Consider the following 16361-nt stretch of genomic DNA (forward strand, 5'->3'; position numbering starts at 1 on the left):
TTGTAGCAGCTTTCCTAGTGTAACAGATGGACTTTAATGACAATTAATAATGGTAATAATTCGCCGCTGATTCTGGTCACCGGGGGCGCGGGCTATATTGGCAGCCATACCGTTTTGGCACTGCAGCAAGCCGGCTTTCAGGTTCTGATTTTAGATAGCCTTGAGCGAGGGCACCGCGATTTAGTCGAGTCTGTTCTTAAAACAGAACTCATTGTGGGTCATATTGGCGATCGCTCCCTCTTAGATTGGATTTTTCAAACCTATCCCGTGACGGCAGTAATGCACTTTGCTGCCTATATTGAAGTGGGCGAGTCTGTCCGCTCCCCCGATCGCTTTTATCAAAATAATGTTTATGGTGCCCTGACCCTCTTACAGGCGATGGTGGCCGCCGCGATTCCCTATTTTGTCTTTTCCTCCACAGCCGCCGTCTATGGCTTGCCCTCAGAGGTGCCGATTCGCGAAACCTGTCCCTGTGCTCCCATTAACCCCTACGGGCGCTCCAAGTGGATGGTGGAGCAAATTGCTGCCGATATGGGCAGGGCCTACGGCCTCAAGTCGGTAATTTTCCGCTATTTCAATGCCGCAGGCGCCGATCCCGACTCCCGCTTAGGGGAAGATCACCATCCAGAAACCCACTTGATTCCCCTAGTGTTGCAGGCGGCGATGGGGCGACGCCCCCACATCTGCATTTATGGCACAGATTACCCTACTCCCGATGGCACCTGCATTCGCGACTACATCCATGTCGTGGACCTAGCCCAAGCCCATGTGCTGGGATTAAAGTACCTCCTGAGTGGCGGCGACTCGCAAATTTTTAACTTGGGGAATGGCCAAGGCTTTTCGGTGCGGCAAATTATTGAAGCCGCTCAGAGGGTCACAGGTTGTTCGATTCCAGTCGTTGAGGGCGATCGCCGAGCAGGAGACGCCGCAATCCTCGTTGCCAATAGCGATCGCGCCCGTCAGATTTTAGGTTGGCAGCCGCAGTACCCTGACATCGAGCAAATCATTGATCACGCTTGGCGATGGCACCAATACCGCCACGGATCAGGCACGATTGTGGCAATATATAGCTATTCCAATCAAGAATGAGACATTATCCAGCACAATACTTGCGAATCACCTCATCCATAGAACGGTTTGACCCTGCATACCTCCGCGCTCGCTTCAGCCCACTCACTTCAGCCCACTAAAGTCATGCTCAACCACATTCAAATCAGGAGAGGATTTCGGTAAAAATAACACCGCGTGACCCGCCGCTTTTACCACTGCCTGCATCCCCCCTTGGGGATGAATCGGTGCATTATCCATAATCAACTAATCAACAGCGATGGTCTCTCTAACGCCGGCAAACAGTATTGACTCAGCCAGCTCACAAACCCTCACCCATTCAAATATCCTGAAAACAGCATTGGGGCGATAAAGTCTTTCTGGTGTCTATACCGTCTTGCCACTAAACGCTCTACTTTTCTGACACTTCCCAACTCTCCATCAATCCGTTAGCCTCGCGCTGACCACCCCTACTCACAGGACACCTGAGAGTCAAACGCTGTCTCATCATCCGACACAGCCTGAAATATAGGGGACGATTGCGGCAACATAGACAAGAGACCTTCTGTGAAAACCACTATGGGTTGTAGCATTCTCCTTTCCTTTGTGGGTCATCAAGATCCGTACTCTGAGAAAACCAACCAAGAAGGCTCCATTGTTTCACTGGCAAAGTTTTTAGCCCAACAGCAGCCGATCAAACGGGTTCTATTGCTCTACACAGAAGACTTTCAACAACGGGCGATCGACACCAAGGACTGGCTTCACAGTGAGCTGCAAATTGGCGAGGAGGCAATTCACCTAAAAGTGGTCAGCAGGGAACTCTCCGCAGACCCAATTAACCCTGTCATCGCCGTCCAAGAGGCCAGGCGCGCACTACACCTAGCCAAGTATTATCAAGGCTCCAACGACTGGCTAGAACTGAATGGTTCCTCTGGTACCCCCGCCATGAAAGCGGCTTGGGGCATTTTACAGGCGATCGAGACGCGACACCGACTCCGGCTATGGCAAGCCCGCAATCCCCAAGAAATTCGACCAGGTCAAGAGCGAATATTTGCGGTGGACTTAAATGTCTTTCGCCAAGCGTTAGATCGTCAAGGGATTCAACAGCAGTTGGATAGTTATGACTACCAAGGGGCTGAAATTTCCCTCAAGCATAGCTCTATTGAGGCTCCTCTGGCCTTAGCACTGATTCGCTATGGCAAATATCGCCTTGCCCGCAACTACCACCAAGCCTTTGATGCCATCAACCCCTACAAAACTGAGATTGAAAAGCTCTGGTTTCAGGAAATCGCCCAACTGCGGCAGAACAATCGCCATGCCCTCTTTCGGGACACTTACTTTCAAGTTGTTGGCCTATTTACGGTGGGGCGCTATGCAGAAGCCCTAATCTTGGCCATGAGTTTGTACGAAAACTTATTGCAATACTTTGTACAAGAGACGGTGAGCCTTGGCATTACAACTGATGGGGCAACGCGAGAACGCAGCTTGAACTTGCTGCAACACCACGATCAGGGTCGACTTTGGCAATACCTCAGAAGCTACCAGCGCAAAAATGGCGATCGCCTGTTCCTTGATGTCGTGACGCGGGAGCTTTTGCTAGCAGTTTTAGAGTATGACTCCCAAACAACGGATCTTGCTCCTCACTTCCAGCGGATCGAGGCCTACTATCAGCAACGCAATAACGTTGTCCATCAACTGGCAGGACTGGCCAAGGTTGAAGATATGCAGGAAAAGGTGCTGAATGCCCTGAGACAGATATTAAGCAAAGTGTTGCCCGAAAAGCAATTGTCTCGCGATCCTTTCAAGGCCTTAAACTGCGTGATTGTCACTCACCTATCCCGCTGAAGCGACTCCATTAGCCTGATAAGGATTTTGTGCCACGATTGTGATGACCTCAAATCCCCCGCGATCGCCCCTCAGGTGATTTTCAAAGCCACGCGGATTGGGTAATTGATTATTAGGATCGTAAACAAAACAAATCAATTTTCTAAAACTCATTTCACTATGGCGGTACGCTTCAAGGTCTATTGCTAATTCTTTAAATAACCGATTCCGCCCTCCCTGTGCTGAGACTACCTTGACCTCAATTGCAACCTTCTCATCAACAAGCATAAAGTCAATCAATCGACCATGGGAGTAGGGCTGAGGAATAGGGTACTCCCGTCTAATATCCGAGTTGGGAAACGTACTTCTCAAGAGCCTTTCAAGGACAACTTGCACATCTTTCTCTTGGAAATTACTGGGAAGCTGTGAATGCGCTCTACTGTAGAAATTGCGACATAGATCAAGAATTTGCTCTAGGGATTCTCGCTGGAAGTGATCTAAACTGACATCTGTTTGATCCCTTGGGGCGATCGCCCTTTGAGGTTGCTGACTGAGGAGAGCTTGCTGATTCTCGCGAATGGAAAACCAAGCCGCACTGAGACTAATTGAGACACCGCCGGTGGCTACAGCCATATTGCCATAGCCAATGCCCACGCCTGCACAACCCAAACCGAACAAAACTGCCAGATCAGCCCACAGGCATTTGGTCGAGTAGCCGAGGATGCGCAAAATTTTTTCTCGCAGCATAGGTTAAATAGACAATTCTTTGGTTAGTTTACATAGCTCTGTCCATAGAAGCAAGATGTAAACAATAATTTATGATTTACTAATTCCAATAAAGACTAATTCCAATAAAGACTACAAGCAAAAAGCCCACCCCGAGAGGCAGGCTGACCCATTCCATGAGTTATTTGTTCTTTCTAACCGCACAAGGGCTGCTGAAGAACGGATATGCCTAAGAGCGCAGCGACGACCTAGAGGCTATTCAAAAAGCCAATCAGACCGTGACCCGTAATCACTTCCAAGGCCAGCAGGGAGATAAAGCCAATCATGGCCAAGCGACCATTGAAGAGTTCTGCATAGGGAGTAAACCCAGCCTGCGGCTCACTCATCACGTACATTTTGGGTTCAATGGCAAAGTTGTTCATTTTGCCTTGTTCATCAATAATGCTGCCGCTTCTCATTTTTGTCCTCCGTTTGTTACAAAGTGTTTCATGTTCTTAATATAACTTAACACTTCTTGCGGGGAATGGCAAGGGGTAACGGATTTTCTTAAGATTTGCAGTCTCTTCGGCTGTTCTTTGCGGTAAAAACACGGTTTCAGCACGCCAGTGTGCTAAAGATTGGGGTGGGAATCGCCCACTGGTATTCATGAGCCGCTTCTCTTTCTTCGGTTTTCACCCCTTCAGACGCCAATTACCCCGAGATCGGTCGGGCGTGGCGAAGTTTTTGTTGCAACCGCCGCAATGGTTACGTCTGGCGCTGCGTTTGCGTGGCTCGGTCATTCCGGCCATTCTTTCGGAAGTGCTCTTTTGCGGTGGCTTTGGCGTCTTGGTGACGGTGATCGACCTTTATGTGATCAATGTCCACTGGCCAGTGCTAGGCAGTCTCATTCCCTCGATTGTGCTGGGGTTGCTCCTCGTCTTTCGCACCAACACTGCCTATGAGCGCTTTTGGGAAGGTCGCCGCCAGTGGGGCAACATTGTGAATAATTCCCGCAGCCTAACCCGCTTGATGTGGACTGCCATTGACGAAAATAGTCCGGAGGATCACCAAGCCAAAATTGATGCCGTTCATTTAGTGGGGGTGTTTGCGATCGCCACCAAGCAACACCTGCGAGGAGAATCCTTTGCCGAATTAGAACCCCTGCTCAAGCCCCATCAATACAAAGAGCTACAAACGGTGCAAAATGTCCCCTTGCGCATTGCCCTGTGGATTGAGGACTATCTGCACCACCAACACCGCTGTGGCTCCCTGTCCCTGTACCAACTCACTTACATGGATGAACTGCTGGTGCAATTGGTGGATGCCATGGGTGCCTGTGAGCGAATTTTGAAAACACCGATGCCCCTTGCCTATGCCATTCATCTCAAGCAGCTATTATTTCTCTATTGCTTGCTGCTACCCTTTCAACTGGTGGATAACCTCGTATGGTGGACAGGCCTAATGGTGGGACTCATTGCCTTTACCCTCTTTGGCGTTGAAGAAATTGGCATCGAAATCGAAAATCCCTTTGGCCGTGACCTCAATGATCTGCCCTTGGATGCAATTTGCCTAACCATGCAGCAGAATATCAATGACCTCATTAGTGCGCCGAACCATGGCCATCGCTCCGCCCAGCCCTTTTCTTAACCGATCCTTAGGGGTAATTGATCATGACTGCAACTGTGCTTTCCCCGCCGCCAGCAAGGGTTCATTACGAAGTGGTGCATCACTTACCGGGGCGAGTGCGGTTGCGGATTCCCCGCCTGCAATATGACGATCGCTATGGGCGGCAACTGCAAGCTCTCTTTGTTCAAGAAGACAGTGTGCAACAAATTCGCCTTAACTTGCCCGCCGCTAGCCTGATTGTTCAATACAGTCCCGAAGTTGACAATCCCCTTCACCGCTTTGGCCAATTGATTCAGGCCGCAGCAGATGAACGTTTACCCTTACCGGGGATGCTGCCCATTGATAAGTTGGTGTACTCCCCTTGGAACACCGCTTACTTTATCGAGAAAATGGCGCTACCCACCTTGGCGCTGGCGATCGTGGCGCTACTACCAGTACAAACCCCCTTCTACCCTGCCATTGTCGCCACTGTGATTGTGATTGTGGCACTGCCCACCTTCCAAGAAGCCCTAGAGAGCCTCGAACACCGCCATCTCAACGTCACCCAACTGGAATCCCTCTGGACGATTCTGCATACGCTGCAAGGGGAATACATGGCGCCGGTGTTAGCTGCCTTTATGGGTCAAGTGGGGGGGTCACTGCGGGATATGACCGCTCAAGTGGGGGAAAACCAAGTCTTTGACCCCCTCGATCAACAGCGCACCTATTGGGTAGAGCGGGGCGGCACTCGCCAAAATGTCTCTGTGCGCGAGCTACAGGTGGGCGATCGCGTGATTGTGGCCGCCGGATCCGCGGTGCCCGTGGATGGTACCGTGCTCTGGGGATCCGCCGTGATTCAGCGGCAGTTTCTCACGGGAGAGTCGGATCTATTGCCCTGTGAACCTGAAGAAACGGTGCTGGCCTCTTCCCTTGTGGTGCGGGGACAAATTTGCGTTGTTGCTGAAGCCGTTGGTGAAGAGACGCAGGTGGGCAAAGCGCTGCAACTGGCTCGCCAAGCGCCGCAACTGGATACTCGCATTGAAAACTACGCTGAGGAAATCTCGAACCAAGCCATTTTGCCCGCAATGGGCGTGGCTGCCATTGTTTATGGGGTCACCTTGGATGCCCATCGGGCGATCGCCCCTCTGCAATTGGACTTTGGCTCAGGGATTGGCATTACTATTCCCACTGCAATTTTGGCAGCCCTCACCCATGCGCCCCATGTCGGGGTGTATTTTCGCAATGGCCGCGCCCTCGAACTCCTCTCACGAGTCAATGTCATTGTTTTTGACAAAACCGGCACACTGACGGAAGTGAAGGGAACCATTGTGGGGGTCAATCTCCTCAAGCCCGGCCTGAGTGAACAAACGCTGCTCTATTGGCTGGCAACTGTGGAACAGTCAATCAATCACCCCTTTGCCCTTGCCATCCTTGAGTATGCGGCTGAACGCGGGATTGAGGGGGGAACCTATAGCAACTGGGTCTATGAACCGGGTAAGGGAGTTGCGGCAACCGTCGAGGGGCAAGAGATTTTGGTGGGCACACCCCAATGGATGGGCGATCGCCAAGTGCCCATTGATCTTGATGAACTGCGCACCCATGAAGGCGTGCTTTGGAACCGCTCCCTTGTCTGTGTTGCCTGTAATGGTGAACTGGTGGCACTGGTGTTCTATAGCAACCCCGTGCGTTCTGAAGCCGCTAGTGTGATTGCCGCTCTGCAACAGCGGGGTATTGAGTGCTATATGGTGACGGGAGATCACCACGAAGTCGCCAATGCGGTGGGCTATGCCACTGGCTTTCGTCTTGGTCAAATCTATACCAATAAAATGCCAGAGGACAAAGTTGAACTTCTAGAGAAGTTTAAAAATGGTGGCGAAAAAGTCGTGGCCTATGTGGGCGAAGGCTTCAATGATACAGCAGCAATGGCCTACGCTGATATTTCCATTACCCTTTCTGAAGGCAGTGATGCGGCGCGGCAAACCGCAGATCTTCTCTTGATGAATAATCGCCTTGAGGGACTGGTGCAGGCGATCGCCCTCAGCCAAGAAGTGATGAACATTATCAATCAAAATATCGCCCTTGTGGTCATTCCCAATGTCAGTGTGGTTTTAGCGGGGGTCTTTTTGAGCTTGCACCCCGTGATTGCCGTCTTGATTAGCAATGGCGCCACCCTCTTGGCCGAACTGAATAGCCTGCGCATCCTCACGGACTATCGCCCCGTCAAAGTTGAGCACAAGTCCAGTCGTAGCCGCTCCCAAGCGGGGGTTCTCGATATTCCTTGGAAAAAACGTCCTCGCCGCAGTTTTGGTCATTTCGGCAGCGAGTTGAGTTCTGAGTCCCTCAGCAATGGCCACGTCCCCTCAGAAACTTGACCAACAACTTCAGCAGGTCAATCAACGCCTCAAACTAGCGCAGTTGGGTCTGCAAATTGAACAACGCGGCCAACGTCTCAGCCTGAGGGGTACCCTGCCGCCACGACCGGGCAGCCATCGGCTCCGCCCCCACCAACAGCGTTTAAGTCTAGGGTTACCCGCCACCCCCAGCGGCCTCAAGGCGGCAGAGCGAGAAGCCAAAATTATTGCCGCCAAATTACTAGAAAACACCTTTCGCTGGCAGGACTATGAACGGGTCAAGGGCTTAGGGCGTCTGGGCGAGTTATCCCTAGGAGAGCAAATTGCCGCCTTTGAAACGGCCTTCCTGGCTCAAGATCGCAGCCGCACCACGTGGGAGATGGCCTATGCGCCCTATCTGCGTCAGTTGCTCAAAGCCGCCGCTGCCCATCCCGACCATTCATTACCAGAACTGATCTATGGCCTGTTGCAGCAAATCCCCGCTGATAAGCGACAACGGCAGGTGGCCTGTACCGCCTTTCAAGGGTTTTGTCGGTTCCTAGGGGTGGAGTTACCGATTCCCCTAGCTCAGTTTTGGGGCACCTATTCCCGGCGATCGCTCCAACCACGGGAGTTACCCAGTGATGAGGAGATTCTAGCCGCCTACCAGCAAATTCCCAATCCCCAGTGGCGCTATGTCTATGGCTTGATGGCGGCCTATGGCCTGCGCAATCATGAAGTGTTCTTCTGCGATTTAAGTGGGCTCGTCACAGGTGACCCGGCAGGGATGATCGAGGTGCAGGAAACCACCAAAACAGGTTGCCATCAGGTGTGGCCCTTTCCTCCCCAGTGGGTTGAGGTGTTTGGCTTGCGATCGCCCCAGTTGCCGAGGATCAATACGGATTTGACCCAAACAACCCTCCAACGCATTGGCCAGCGGGTAAATCAACAGTTCCGTCGCTACGGCTTGCCCTTTCGTCCCTATGACTTGCGCCATGCGTGGGCGGTGCGCACAATTCACTATGGCTTACCCGATACCGTTGCCGCACGGATGATGGGACACAGTGTGGCGATTCATACCCAAACCTACCACCGCTGGCTGACCCTACGGGATCAACGGCAGGCAGTGGCTCGTGTCCTTACTCAATTCGAATGCTCTTGAAGTCACTGGGGGGGGGTGGCGGCGGGCTGGGGGGCTGATAGTCGCCGTACTGCTTGAGCCAATCGCTGACTGGCTTTTGATCAAGGCTCAACCCCAACAATCCAGAGACAAAGCCGCCCATAAAGGCAACGGGTTTTTGGCTCAACTCTTTGACAAGGGGCGCTAATTCGCTCAAGAACATAGGCTATCTGGCAATATCAGCACAGGTTTCCTCACTGATTGTAGCTTAGGCACAGCGGAACGCACCTAAAACTTGGCACGGACAACAAATTCATAATCACCCCCCGGCTCTAATTGGTAGTCTTGGGCTTCGAGAAACCGCCCCAAGGGTTCTTTGATCAGAGCACGCCCAAAGGCTGGGGAGATTTGCAGCTTTTTCGCCCTGAATTGCCAGCAAAATTCCCACTGGTACTCGCTGGCGCAGACGTGGCCACGAATGTGACCCTCTTGCCAACTTTGGGCAATGATGCGGACATAGGCAGTAGTTTGGGGTAGCGAATGGGAAGCCACAATGCAATTCGGTCAACGCAATTGGGTGACGATTTGATTATTGATGAGACGCTCTTGGGTGAGCAAGTCATCAACGGTAACCCGCAGTTGGCGATCGCCATCCACTTGAAAGAGGACCCGAATGCGATCGCTCCCCGGATAGCCAGGGGGATCCAGCTTGGCGAGGGTTTTGCCTTGGGGGGTGTCATTGAGGGGCTGCACCGTGCGTTCACCGGCACTACGGGTAATCAGGCGATCGCCATCAAAAAAGATCTCCACACCCCCTTGCTCGTCCCCCAATTCACCAATCACCAGTTCAATACTGGGCTGTCCCTCCGTCGAGGCCCCTAAAATCAATTCCACGGGTTCGCCCATGGGGTAGGGTTGTCCCCGCTGGATAATGGGGTGCCAGCCATGACGGTTGAGCTTAGCATCCCAGAAGCGAATGCCGTAGCTGTGGTAGAGAAAATCCTTGACATCCAGCCCTTGGGTCACTGCTAGAGCACCCATGGCCACCGCTGTAAAAGGCTGTTGGGCGTTGATCTTTGTGGCCTCAAAATACTCAGCAACCCATTTTTGCACTGCGGGAATTTGCGTTGTCCCCCCCACTAGGAGCACCGCATCAATCGTGTTGGGGGTGATGCCTTGGCGGCGTGCCTGTTGGAGCACTTGGGTGAGAGCATCATCCAGACGTTGGAAAAATTGCTGCTGATGGAGTAGCTCCTCCAGTTCCGAGCGTTCGAGGCGGATCTCTAGGGTGTTAAATGTTTCGCTGTCAAAGTACACCTCTTGGGCATAGGGCTGCTGCGAGAGTTGAATTTTTAAGCGCTCGGCAAGGCGCAGCAGCAGGCTATTGGCGGTCATGCCGCGTTTTACCCACTCATCGACAATCCAGTGGTCAATATCCGTGCCCCCTAAATTCAAGCCTGCTTTGGCAATCACCCGCGCTGTGCGAGGCCGTTGGTTGTCGCTTGAGGCCCACTGGCGATCGCCCCACTTGAGAATAAATCCCAAGGGACGGCTTTGGCGTTGATCGCTCTTGAGTTCGACAAGGGAGAGATCGAGGGTGCCCCCGCCAAAATCAATCACCAAGATCAGCGGGCGATCGGCCACGCCATAACCTAAGGCCGCAGCCGTGGGTTCATCCAAGAGGCGAATTTGCTCAATGGCAAACCCCTCACACACCTGCAACAGCCAACTGCGATAGGTTTCAAAGCTATCCACCGGCACGGTGAAGATCAACCCCTGTTCGACATCGCCGCCGCTAGTGTGTTTCAGTTCCTTCAACAGGGCTTGCAAAAACCACGTACCAATGGTTTCAAAGCTCAAAGAACAGCCATCCAGCTCGGGTAAATAGCCCTGTACGGTGGCGCCAATCCCCCGCTTAAACCGCGAGAAAAAGCGACGATCGCCCACCCCATCCAAGCCGCGATCGCGCACCTGCTGCCCTACCACGAACAGAGGAACACTGGCATCCTCCACATAGGCCAAGCTAGGAATGAGCGCCGGTACCTCACCAAACCCCACCGAGAGTCCAGAGAGCGTTACCGCTTCGGCTGCTTGGGTGGCATAATTCCACCGCGCCACCAACGTATTACTGGTTCCAAAATCAATTGCGTAGGTCACCGTTTGCACACATCAACCGCATTCTCTCATCCCTACCTTAGCGAGATTTTCTCCCCCTGAGATCCTGAGAGTATGTCACAATAAGAAAGCGATCGCGAAAAGATTTAGGTGATTTTGGGCATGGCGAGCCAAACAGGTGTACTACTTCTCAATTTAGGGGGGCCCGATCGCCCCGAGGATGTGCGCCCCTTTTTGTACAACCTGTTCTCTGATCCCGAAATCATTCGCCTGCCCTTCCGTTGGCTACAAAAGCCCCTTGCATGGTTTATCTCCACCAGTCGTGCCCGGCGTTCTCAGGCCAACTATGCCCAAATTGGTGGCGGCTCCCCCCTACGGCGCATGACTGAACAGCAAGCCCGTGCCCTGAAAGACGCCCTAGAACGCATTGGCATTGAGGCCAATTTGTACATTGGTATGCGCTACTGGCACCCCTTTACCGAGGAGGCGATCGCCCAAATCAAAGCGGATCAAATTCGCGATCTAGTGATTTTACCCCTTTACCCACAGTTTTCCATTAGCACCAGTGGCTCTAGTTTTCGCCTCCTAGAGAGCTTGTGGAACCAAGACCCTGAATTGCAAAAGATTCGCTATACGCTGATCCCCTCTTGGTACAACCACCCCGGCTATGTGGCGGCTATGGCGGACTTGATTCGCCAAGAACTCGACCAATGCCCCAACCCTGACGAAGCCGTGATTTTCTTTAGTGCCCACGGCGTTCCCAAAAGCTATGTCACCGAAGCAGGGGATCCCTACCAAGAGGAAATCGAAGCCTGCGTGAAGCTCATCATGGCTGCCCTGAATCGCCCCAATACCCATGTGTTGGCCTACCAAAGTCGGGTGGGGCCTGTGGAATGGCTGCAACCCTACACCGAAGATGTGATTCCTGAGTTGGCCGCTCAAGGGGTGAAAACCCTTGTTGTTGTTCCGATTAGCTTTATTTCAGAGCACATTGAAACCCTTCAGGAAATTGACATCGAGTACCGCGAGATTGCCGAAGAGGCTGGCATTGAAGTCTTTCGGCGCGTGCCTGCTCTTAATGATCACAGTGGCTTTATTAGTGCCCTTGCCCAACTGGTGAAGGATGCTCTTGCAGCACCACCGCGTACCTTTGCTGAGGTGAATAAGTCCCGCAAGCGGGTGAAGCTCTACCCTCAGGAGCGCTGGGAATGGGGGATGACCTCTGCCGCCGAACGTTGGAATGGACGCTTGGCAATGTTGGGATTTTTAGCCCTGATCATTGAGTTAATCAGTGGTCAAGGGCCATTGCACATGCTTGGACTGCTTTGAGACTTTGCTCAACTCCTGCCATAGAACCCTAGAAATTGTCGCTAGAATAAGGATAACCTTATTGGCAAAGGGCTACCCCTGTGTCTGAATCGCCCACACCGAAATTTGACAAAGAAAAATTCCTCTTCCCCACCAGCCGCTACCATGGTGCATTTACGCCGCAAAACTTGGCCTTTAATGCCAATTTGCAGGAATTTGCTCAACGGGTGAGCTATATTTGTGGTCTGGAAACGGGCGGTAAGATCAGCTCTGAGGAGGCCTACAATCAAATTAAGGTGCTTTGGAAGCAACTGAAGAAATCCCGACACTTGCTCTTTGCCAATATTCCTCCTGATGAGGATGCGGATGGTTCAGATAGTGATGAGTCCTAAATCCTGATGGCTGGCTTGACACCGACAACGTTACTCTTAAGCTTGAGTACCGCTCCCTTTCTGGCGGCTTTGTGTCTAGGGCAGGGATTATGGCAGATGGGATTGTCTTTGAGTGCAAGCAGCACTGAGCTATTACGGGGCGATCGCCTGCCCTTGGTCGAACAGGATGAAACTTGAGTCCTAGGGATAAAAGGCAACCTGCGGTAAGCCCAGCGTTTCTGGCCAGCCCATCATTAGATTCAAGCATTGCACCGCTTGGGAAGCCTGTCCCTTCATTAGGTTATCAATGGCGGACATAACAATAATGCGTCCAGTACGCTCATCCACCTCAATGCCAATAAAACAGGCATTGGTGCCCCATGCCCATTTCGTCTGGGGATAGAGGCCGGGGGGCAGGATATTCACCCAAGGGGAATGGCGATAAAAAGCTTGGTAGATGGTGATTAAATCTTCACGCACTAGACCCGGATCCCGCAGTGTGGCATAGACAGTGGCCAAAATCCCCCGCGGCATGGGGACAAGGTGCGGCGTGAACTGCACAAGGACGCTTTGGCCGGCCAATTCGCTACAAATGGCTTCAATTTCTGGCGTGTGGCGATGTCGAGCAACACTGTAGGGAGCAAGGGAGTTGTCAGCTTCCGCAAGCAGGAGATTGATTTTGCCCTGACGACCGCCGCCGGAGGTACCGGACTTGGCATCAATAATTGCCGTATTCGGTTCAATCAGACCCTGCTTGATCAAGGGTGCTAGAGCCAGCAAGCTAGCGGTGGGATAACACCCCGGACAACCAATGAGGGCACTTTGGCGAATGCGATCGCGATAGAGTTCTGGCAACCCATAGACCGCCTGTCGGGTCGTAGCCTCATCTTCCCTTGGTTCACCGTACCACTGGGTGTAGGTTTTCAAATCCTGAAAGCGATAGTCTGCCGACAAATCCAGCACTTTGCAGCCCTGCTCAAGGAGTTGCGGGGCAAGCTTACAGGCAATGCCATTGGGCAGCGAGAGAAACACCACTTGGGCGCGATCGCGAATCACCTCCACGGATACGGGTTCCACCGTGAGATTCACCCGACCCTGCAAATGGGGATATAGCTCCGTGTAGGGGCGACCCGCACTCCCCTCACCGCCAAGGTATGCAATCTCCACTTGGGGATGGTCAAGGAGTAAACGCACCAGTTGGACGCCCCCATAGCCAGAGGCCCCCACAATCCCCACCGTCACGCGATCGCCCATCGTTCCTCAATCCTGCCGCTGTTGTTGGCCTCACCACTGCGATAGTGCCATCGAATCCCCTGTTTCGCCAAGGGGGCAGACCACGCTGAAGAAGTTAAGAATTATTACAAATCTCCCCTTGCGTTTCCTCGCCTAACCCTTGAACTGCCTTGGCTGGTACAGGCTAAAATAACGACGAGTAACCTGTGGGGAATTGTGAATCGATGACATCGCCAATTGATTGGGACTACTTGGCTGCCCTTTCGGGGGGCGATCGCGAGTTTGAAATGGAATTGCTGCAAACCTTTGTCGAGGATGCTCAGGAGCGTCTCCAAGCATTGGCGGAAGCGGTCAATCAGGGAAACGTTGATCAAATCAAGCGGGATGCCCATCATCTCAAGGGCGCCAGTGGCAATGTTGGCATTACTGCCATGCAAACCATCGCTGCCCAACTGGAACAATCCACGACCCCGCAAACGCTCGCCCAAGCGAAAACCCTAGTGGAAGAGCTACAACGCCTGTTTGCCACCGTTGCCAGTGAGGTCTCCGCTTAAGACCCATGTCGATCCTGCCCCCCGATAGTCTGGAGACTGCCCTCAGCCAAGCTCAACAGGCCACCCAAGCGGCGCTTCAAGAGGGTAAAAATCGCCTGCAAATCGAGATCCTGTTGCCCGATCTCAATGCGATGGCCTTTGCCGCTGGCTACCTCCCTTTGTTTGAGGAACTAGGTCGTGATCTCAAGGTCTTTTTTGCCGATGCTGGATCTGCCGCCCTTGCCCGTCGCGAATGGGGTGAAACTGCCTATAGTGTGCGGGGTGTGAATGAACTACTGACACCCATTACAGCGAGCGATCGCGCCATTGTCATCGTTGCCCCAACCCCTGTAGAAGCCAATGCCATTGAGCAGATGTGTGAAACGGCGGGCGATCGCCCCTTTATCCTTTTGAACCCAAGGCTTCAGGATGTGGCCGTCGTTGGTATTGGCTACGCCGGTCGGCGGCTGCGGGAGCGATTTCTCAACACCCTTGAACCCTGCTACTACCTTCGTCCCCTCGCAGAAACCATCATTCTCTGGCGCTGCTATCCGCAACCGTGGCAAATTTGGCAATACGGTGAAACCGCCCCCACCTGCCTAGCAGAATTTGAGCAACGCCCCAGTAGTGAAGACATTGAGCGTGCCCTGACGCCCCAAGGCAAACCCCGTGGTCAGGGAGTCTTTAGTCGCTTGAGTGCCTTTTTGCGAGCACTCCAGAACTAACCAATCTTTAAGGGGTGGCCGGTTCAGTGTTACTGGTTGGGGGGGGTGACACCTCGGGCATTGCCTCTGTCGGTGGCGGTGAGGGCGTAGGTGTTGGTGGAGATGGTTCAACGGCGGTGGGAGGGGCGACGGGAGGCTCTGCGTTCTTTGGGGGCTTTGGGGACTTTGGGGGTTTTGGAGAGAGGGATGGCGGAGGAGTCGGCGTTGGCTCTGGGGATGTTTCCTCAGGACTCGGGCTAGGGGTAGGCGTTTCCGTTGGCTCTGGGGTGGGCGTCGGTTCCGTAGGGGTGGGTTCCGGCTCTGGCGTCGGTGTCGGGGTGGGGGTGGGCGTCACCTCTACAGGTGGCACAATGGTCGGCAGGGTGGGTGGAAATTCCTGTTCCTGAGGACGCGGGGGGCGAGGAGTGACTGTGTCCACGGGTTGGTTGCGCAAAAATAGCCCTAGGCCAATGCCTGCTAAGCTGCCAAAGATTGCCGTTCCCAACAGCCATAGCCACGGCGAAAAATTGCGTTGTTTGGTGGGAGCAACGACGGCTGTCCCCTCCGGTTGAGTATTTGCCAAGATAGTGGATCGGTACTGCGGCATCACCGCTACCGTTGCTGTGGTTTGACGCGCCACGGGCTGTCCCATGAGCAGTTGCAGCCACGCCTGCACCGTTTGGGGACGTTCGCGGACATCCAAAGCCATTCCTGCTTCAATGGCATCAATGGTGCGCTGACTAAGATTGGGCTGAAACTGGCGTAAATCCTCGAGAGGCACGCGATCGCGCAAGACCGAGGCCACAGGAGGGCGTCCTGCCAAAAGGGCATAGAGCGTTGCTGCTAGGGCATAGACATCCGTTGCCGGCGTCCATTGGTGGCGGGGTAAATACTGCTCCACCGGCGCATAACCTGCTGAGAGCAATCCCGTATTTGTTTCCGTCACCCCAGCAGTGTATTCACGGGCAATGCCAAAGTCAATCAGCACCACTTGATCTGTGCCGTCCCGCAGCATGATGTTATCGGGCTTGACATCGCGGTGCAGCAGCCCATGCTCATGCACTAATTCAAGAGCGCTAGCCACTTGGCGAATATAGTGGAGAGCCGTTTTTTCCGGTAGCGGCCCTTCTTCTTGGATCACTTGGGCAAGGGTGCGTCCGGGGATATAGTCCATGACAATGAAGGGACGCCCCCCCTCAATAAAGCAATCACTGACGCGCACAATGTGGGGATGATTAAACTGGGCAAGGCGCTGCGCTTCTTGGATAAACCGCTCCCCCAGATCATGAATCCGCTTCGGGGGTTCCTGCTGCAAGTTCAATGTTTTGAGCACCACTGGCTGATGGAGCAGGGTGTGGGTGGCGCGATAGGTGACACCAAAGCCCCCCTGACTCAAAAGGGCATCGAGGCGATATTTTCCCCCTTGGAGGGTTGTGCCCACACTCAGCAAACTCAGGGAGGACATA

The 16361-nt window shown here is 53.3% G+C and carries 17 protein-coding genes and 1 pseudogene; 10 read left to right on the forward strand and 8 right to left on the reverse strand.

The features are described from left to right. Nucleotides 1-36: 36 nt before the first annotated feature. On the forward strand, nt 37-1089 hold the full coding sequence (galE, locus tag RHH27_RS08600) for a UDP-glucose 4-epimerase GalE (RefSeq protein ID WP_206199799.1): 1053 nt from the start codon (nt 37-39) through the stop codon (nt 1087-1089). A gap of 4 nt (nt 1090-1093) precedes the next feature. Here galE and RHH27_RS13395 read toward each other — a convergent pair. After that, a pseudogene (locus RHH27_RS13395) lies at nt 1094-1460 on the reverse strand (transposase); the annotation flags it as partial. A 154-nt stretch (nt 1461-1614) separates the two neighbouring features. Here RHH27_RS13395 and RHH27_RS08610 point away from each other — a divergent pair. Continuing rightward, the gene (locus RHH27_RS08610; RefSeq protein ID WP_302678059.1) at nt 1615-2892 is read left to right on the forward strand and encodes a hypothetical protein; all 1278 of its coding nucleotides are present in this window, start codon (nt 1615-1617) and stop codon (nt 2890-2892) included. On the opposite strand, the gene RHH27_RS08615 is transcribed toward RHH27_RS08610, so the two are convergent. Beyond that, on the reverse strand, nt 2881-3618 hold the full coding sequence (locus tag RHH27_RS08615) for a hypothetical protein (RefSeq protein ID WP_206199802.1): 738 nt from the start codon (nt 3616-3618) through the stop codon (nt 2881-2883). The genes RHH27_RS08610 and RHH27_RS08615 overlap by 12 nt on opposite strands. Before the next feature lie 227 nt (nt 3619-3845). Further along, nucleotides 3846-4055 carry a chlorophyll a/b-binding protein gene (locus RHH27_RS08620; protein WP_302676119.1) on the reverse strand — a complete coding sequence of 70 codons (210 nt, stop codon included), beginning with the start codon at nt 4053-4055 and terminating at the stop codon, nt 3846-3848. Nucleotides 4056-4242: 187 nt separating this feature from the next. Here RHH27_RS08620 and RHH27_RS08625 point away from each other — a divergent pair, with 187 nt between their 5' ends. Genes RHH27_RS08625 through RHH27_RS08635 form a run of 3 tightly spaced genes read left to right on the forward strand, consistent with a single transcriptional unit; the run spans nt 4243 to nt 8673 of the window. Continuing rightward, nucleotides 4243-5223 carry a bestrophin family protein gene (locus RHH27_RS08625; RefSeq protein ID WP_302678060.1) on the forward strand — a complete coding sequence of 327 codons (981 nt, stop codon included), beginning with the start codon at nt 4243-4245 and terminating at the stop codon, nt 5221-5223. Between the two features lie 23 nt (nt 5224-5246). Next, nucleotides 5247-7553, forward strand: coding sequence for a heavy metal translocating P-type ATPase (locus tag RHH27_RS08630; protein WP_302676121.1), 2307 nt, complete (start codon nt 5247-5249; stop codon nt 7551-7553). Then, nucleotides 7528-8673, forward strand: coding sequence for a tyrosine-type recombinase/integrase (locus tag RHH27_RS08635; RefSeq protein ID WP_302678061.1), 1146 nt, complete (start codon nt 7528-7530; stop codon nt 8671-8673). Before RHH27_RS08630 ends, RHH27_RS08635 begins: the two co-directional genes overlap by 26 nt. Here RHH27_RS08635 and RHH27_RS08640 read toward each other — a convergent pair. The 3 genes from RHH27_RS08640 to RHH27_RS08650 all read right to left on the reverse strand — a co-directional run bounded on the left by RHH27_RS08640 (nt 8651) and on the right by RHH27_RS08650 (nt 10788). Continuing rightward, on the reverse strand, nt 8651-8854 hold the full coding sequence (locus tag RHH27_RS08640; RefSeq protein WP_011058047.1) for a hypothetical protein: 204 nt from the start codon (nt 8852-8854) through the stop codon (nt 8651-8653). The two genes, RHH27_RS08635 and RHH27_RS08640, sit on opposite strands and share 23 nt — an antisense overlap. A 65-nt stretch (nt 8855-8919) precedes the next feature. Next, nucleotides 8920-9183 (reverse strand): DUF3146 family protein, encoded by a 264-nt coding sequence (locus tag RHH27_RS08645; protein WP_302678062.1) that lies wholly within the window; start codon nt 9181-9183, stop codon nt 8920-8922. Nucleotides 9184-9195: 12 nt separating this feature from the next. Beyond that, nucleotides 9196-10788: an Hsp70 family protein gene (locus tag RHH27_RS08650; protein ID WP_302678063.1), complete on the reverse strand. Its 1593-nt coding sequence runs from the start codon at nt 10786-10788 to the stop codon at nt 9196-9198. Nucleotides 10789-10908: 120 nt separating this feature from the next. Here RHH27_RS08650 and hemH point away from each other — a divergent pair, with 120 nt between their 5' ends. The 3 genes from hemH (at nt 10909) to RHH27_RS08665 (ending at nt 12623) form a co-directional block, all read left to right on the forward strand. Then, entirely contained in the window at nt 10909-12075 is a 1167-nt protein-coding gene (hemH, locus tag RHH27_RS08655) for a ferrochelatase (protein ID WP_302678064.1), read from the forward strand. Between the two features lie 80 nt (nt 12076-12155). Further along, on the forward strand, nt 12156-12446 hold the full coding sequence (locus tag RHH27_RS08660) for a hypothetical protein (protein ID WP_302678065.1): 291 nt from the start codon (nt 12156-12158) through the stop codon (nt 12444-12446). 6 nt (nt 12447-12452) lie between these two features. Then, complete coding sequence (locus RHH27_RS08665) at nt 12453-12623, forward strand: hypothetical protein (RefSeq protein ID WP_206199811.1); 171 nt, start codon at nt 12453-12455, stop codon at nt 12621-12623. A 3-nt stretch (nt 12624-12626) separates the two neighbouring features. Here RHH27_RS08665 and argC read toward each other — a convergent pair whose 3' ends face one another. After that, a complete protein-coding gene (argC, locus tag RHH27_RS08670; protein WP_206199812.1) occupies nt 12627-13679 on the reverse strand; it encodes an N-acetyl-gamma-glutamyl-phosphate reductase in 1053 nt (350 codons plus the stop codon). Nucleotides 13680-13882: 203 nt separating this feature from the next. On the opposite strand from argC, the gene RHH27_RS08675 reads away from it, so the two are divergent. Together RHH27_RS08675 and RHH27_RS08680 are read left to right on the forward strand one after the other, a co-directional pair. Further along, the gene (locus tag RHH27_RS08675) at nt 13883-14212 is read left to right on the forward strand and encodes an Hpt domain-containing protein (RefSeq protein WP_302678066.1); all 330 of its coding nucleotides are present in this window, start codon (nt 13883-13885) and stop codon (nt 14210-14212) included. A gap of 5 nt (nt 14213-14217) precedes the next feature. Further along, complete coding sequence (locus tag RHH27_RS08680; protein ID WP_302678067.1) at nt 14218-14916, forward strand: DUF1995 family protein; 699 nt, start codon at nt 14218-14220, stop codon at nt 14914-14916. 7 nt (nt 14917-14923) lie between these two features. On the opposite strand, the gene RHH27_RS08685 is transcribed toward RHH27_RS08680, so the two are convergent. Beyond that, on the reverse strand, nt 14924-16360 hold the full coding sequence (locus RHH27_RS08685) for a serine/threonine-protein kinase (protein ID WP_302678068.1): 1437 nt from the start codon (nt 16358-16360) through the stop codon (nt 14924-14926). Nucleotide 16361 lies beyond the last annotated feature (1 nt).

Source organism: Thermosynechococcus sp. PP555 (assembly GCF_031583225.1).
Taxonomy (GTDB): domain Bacteria; phylum Cyanobacteriota; class Cyanobacteriia; order Thermosynechococcales; family Thermosynechococcaceae; genus Thermosynechococcus.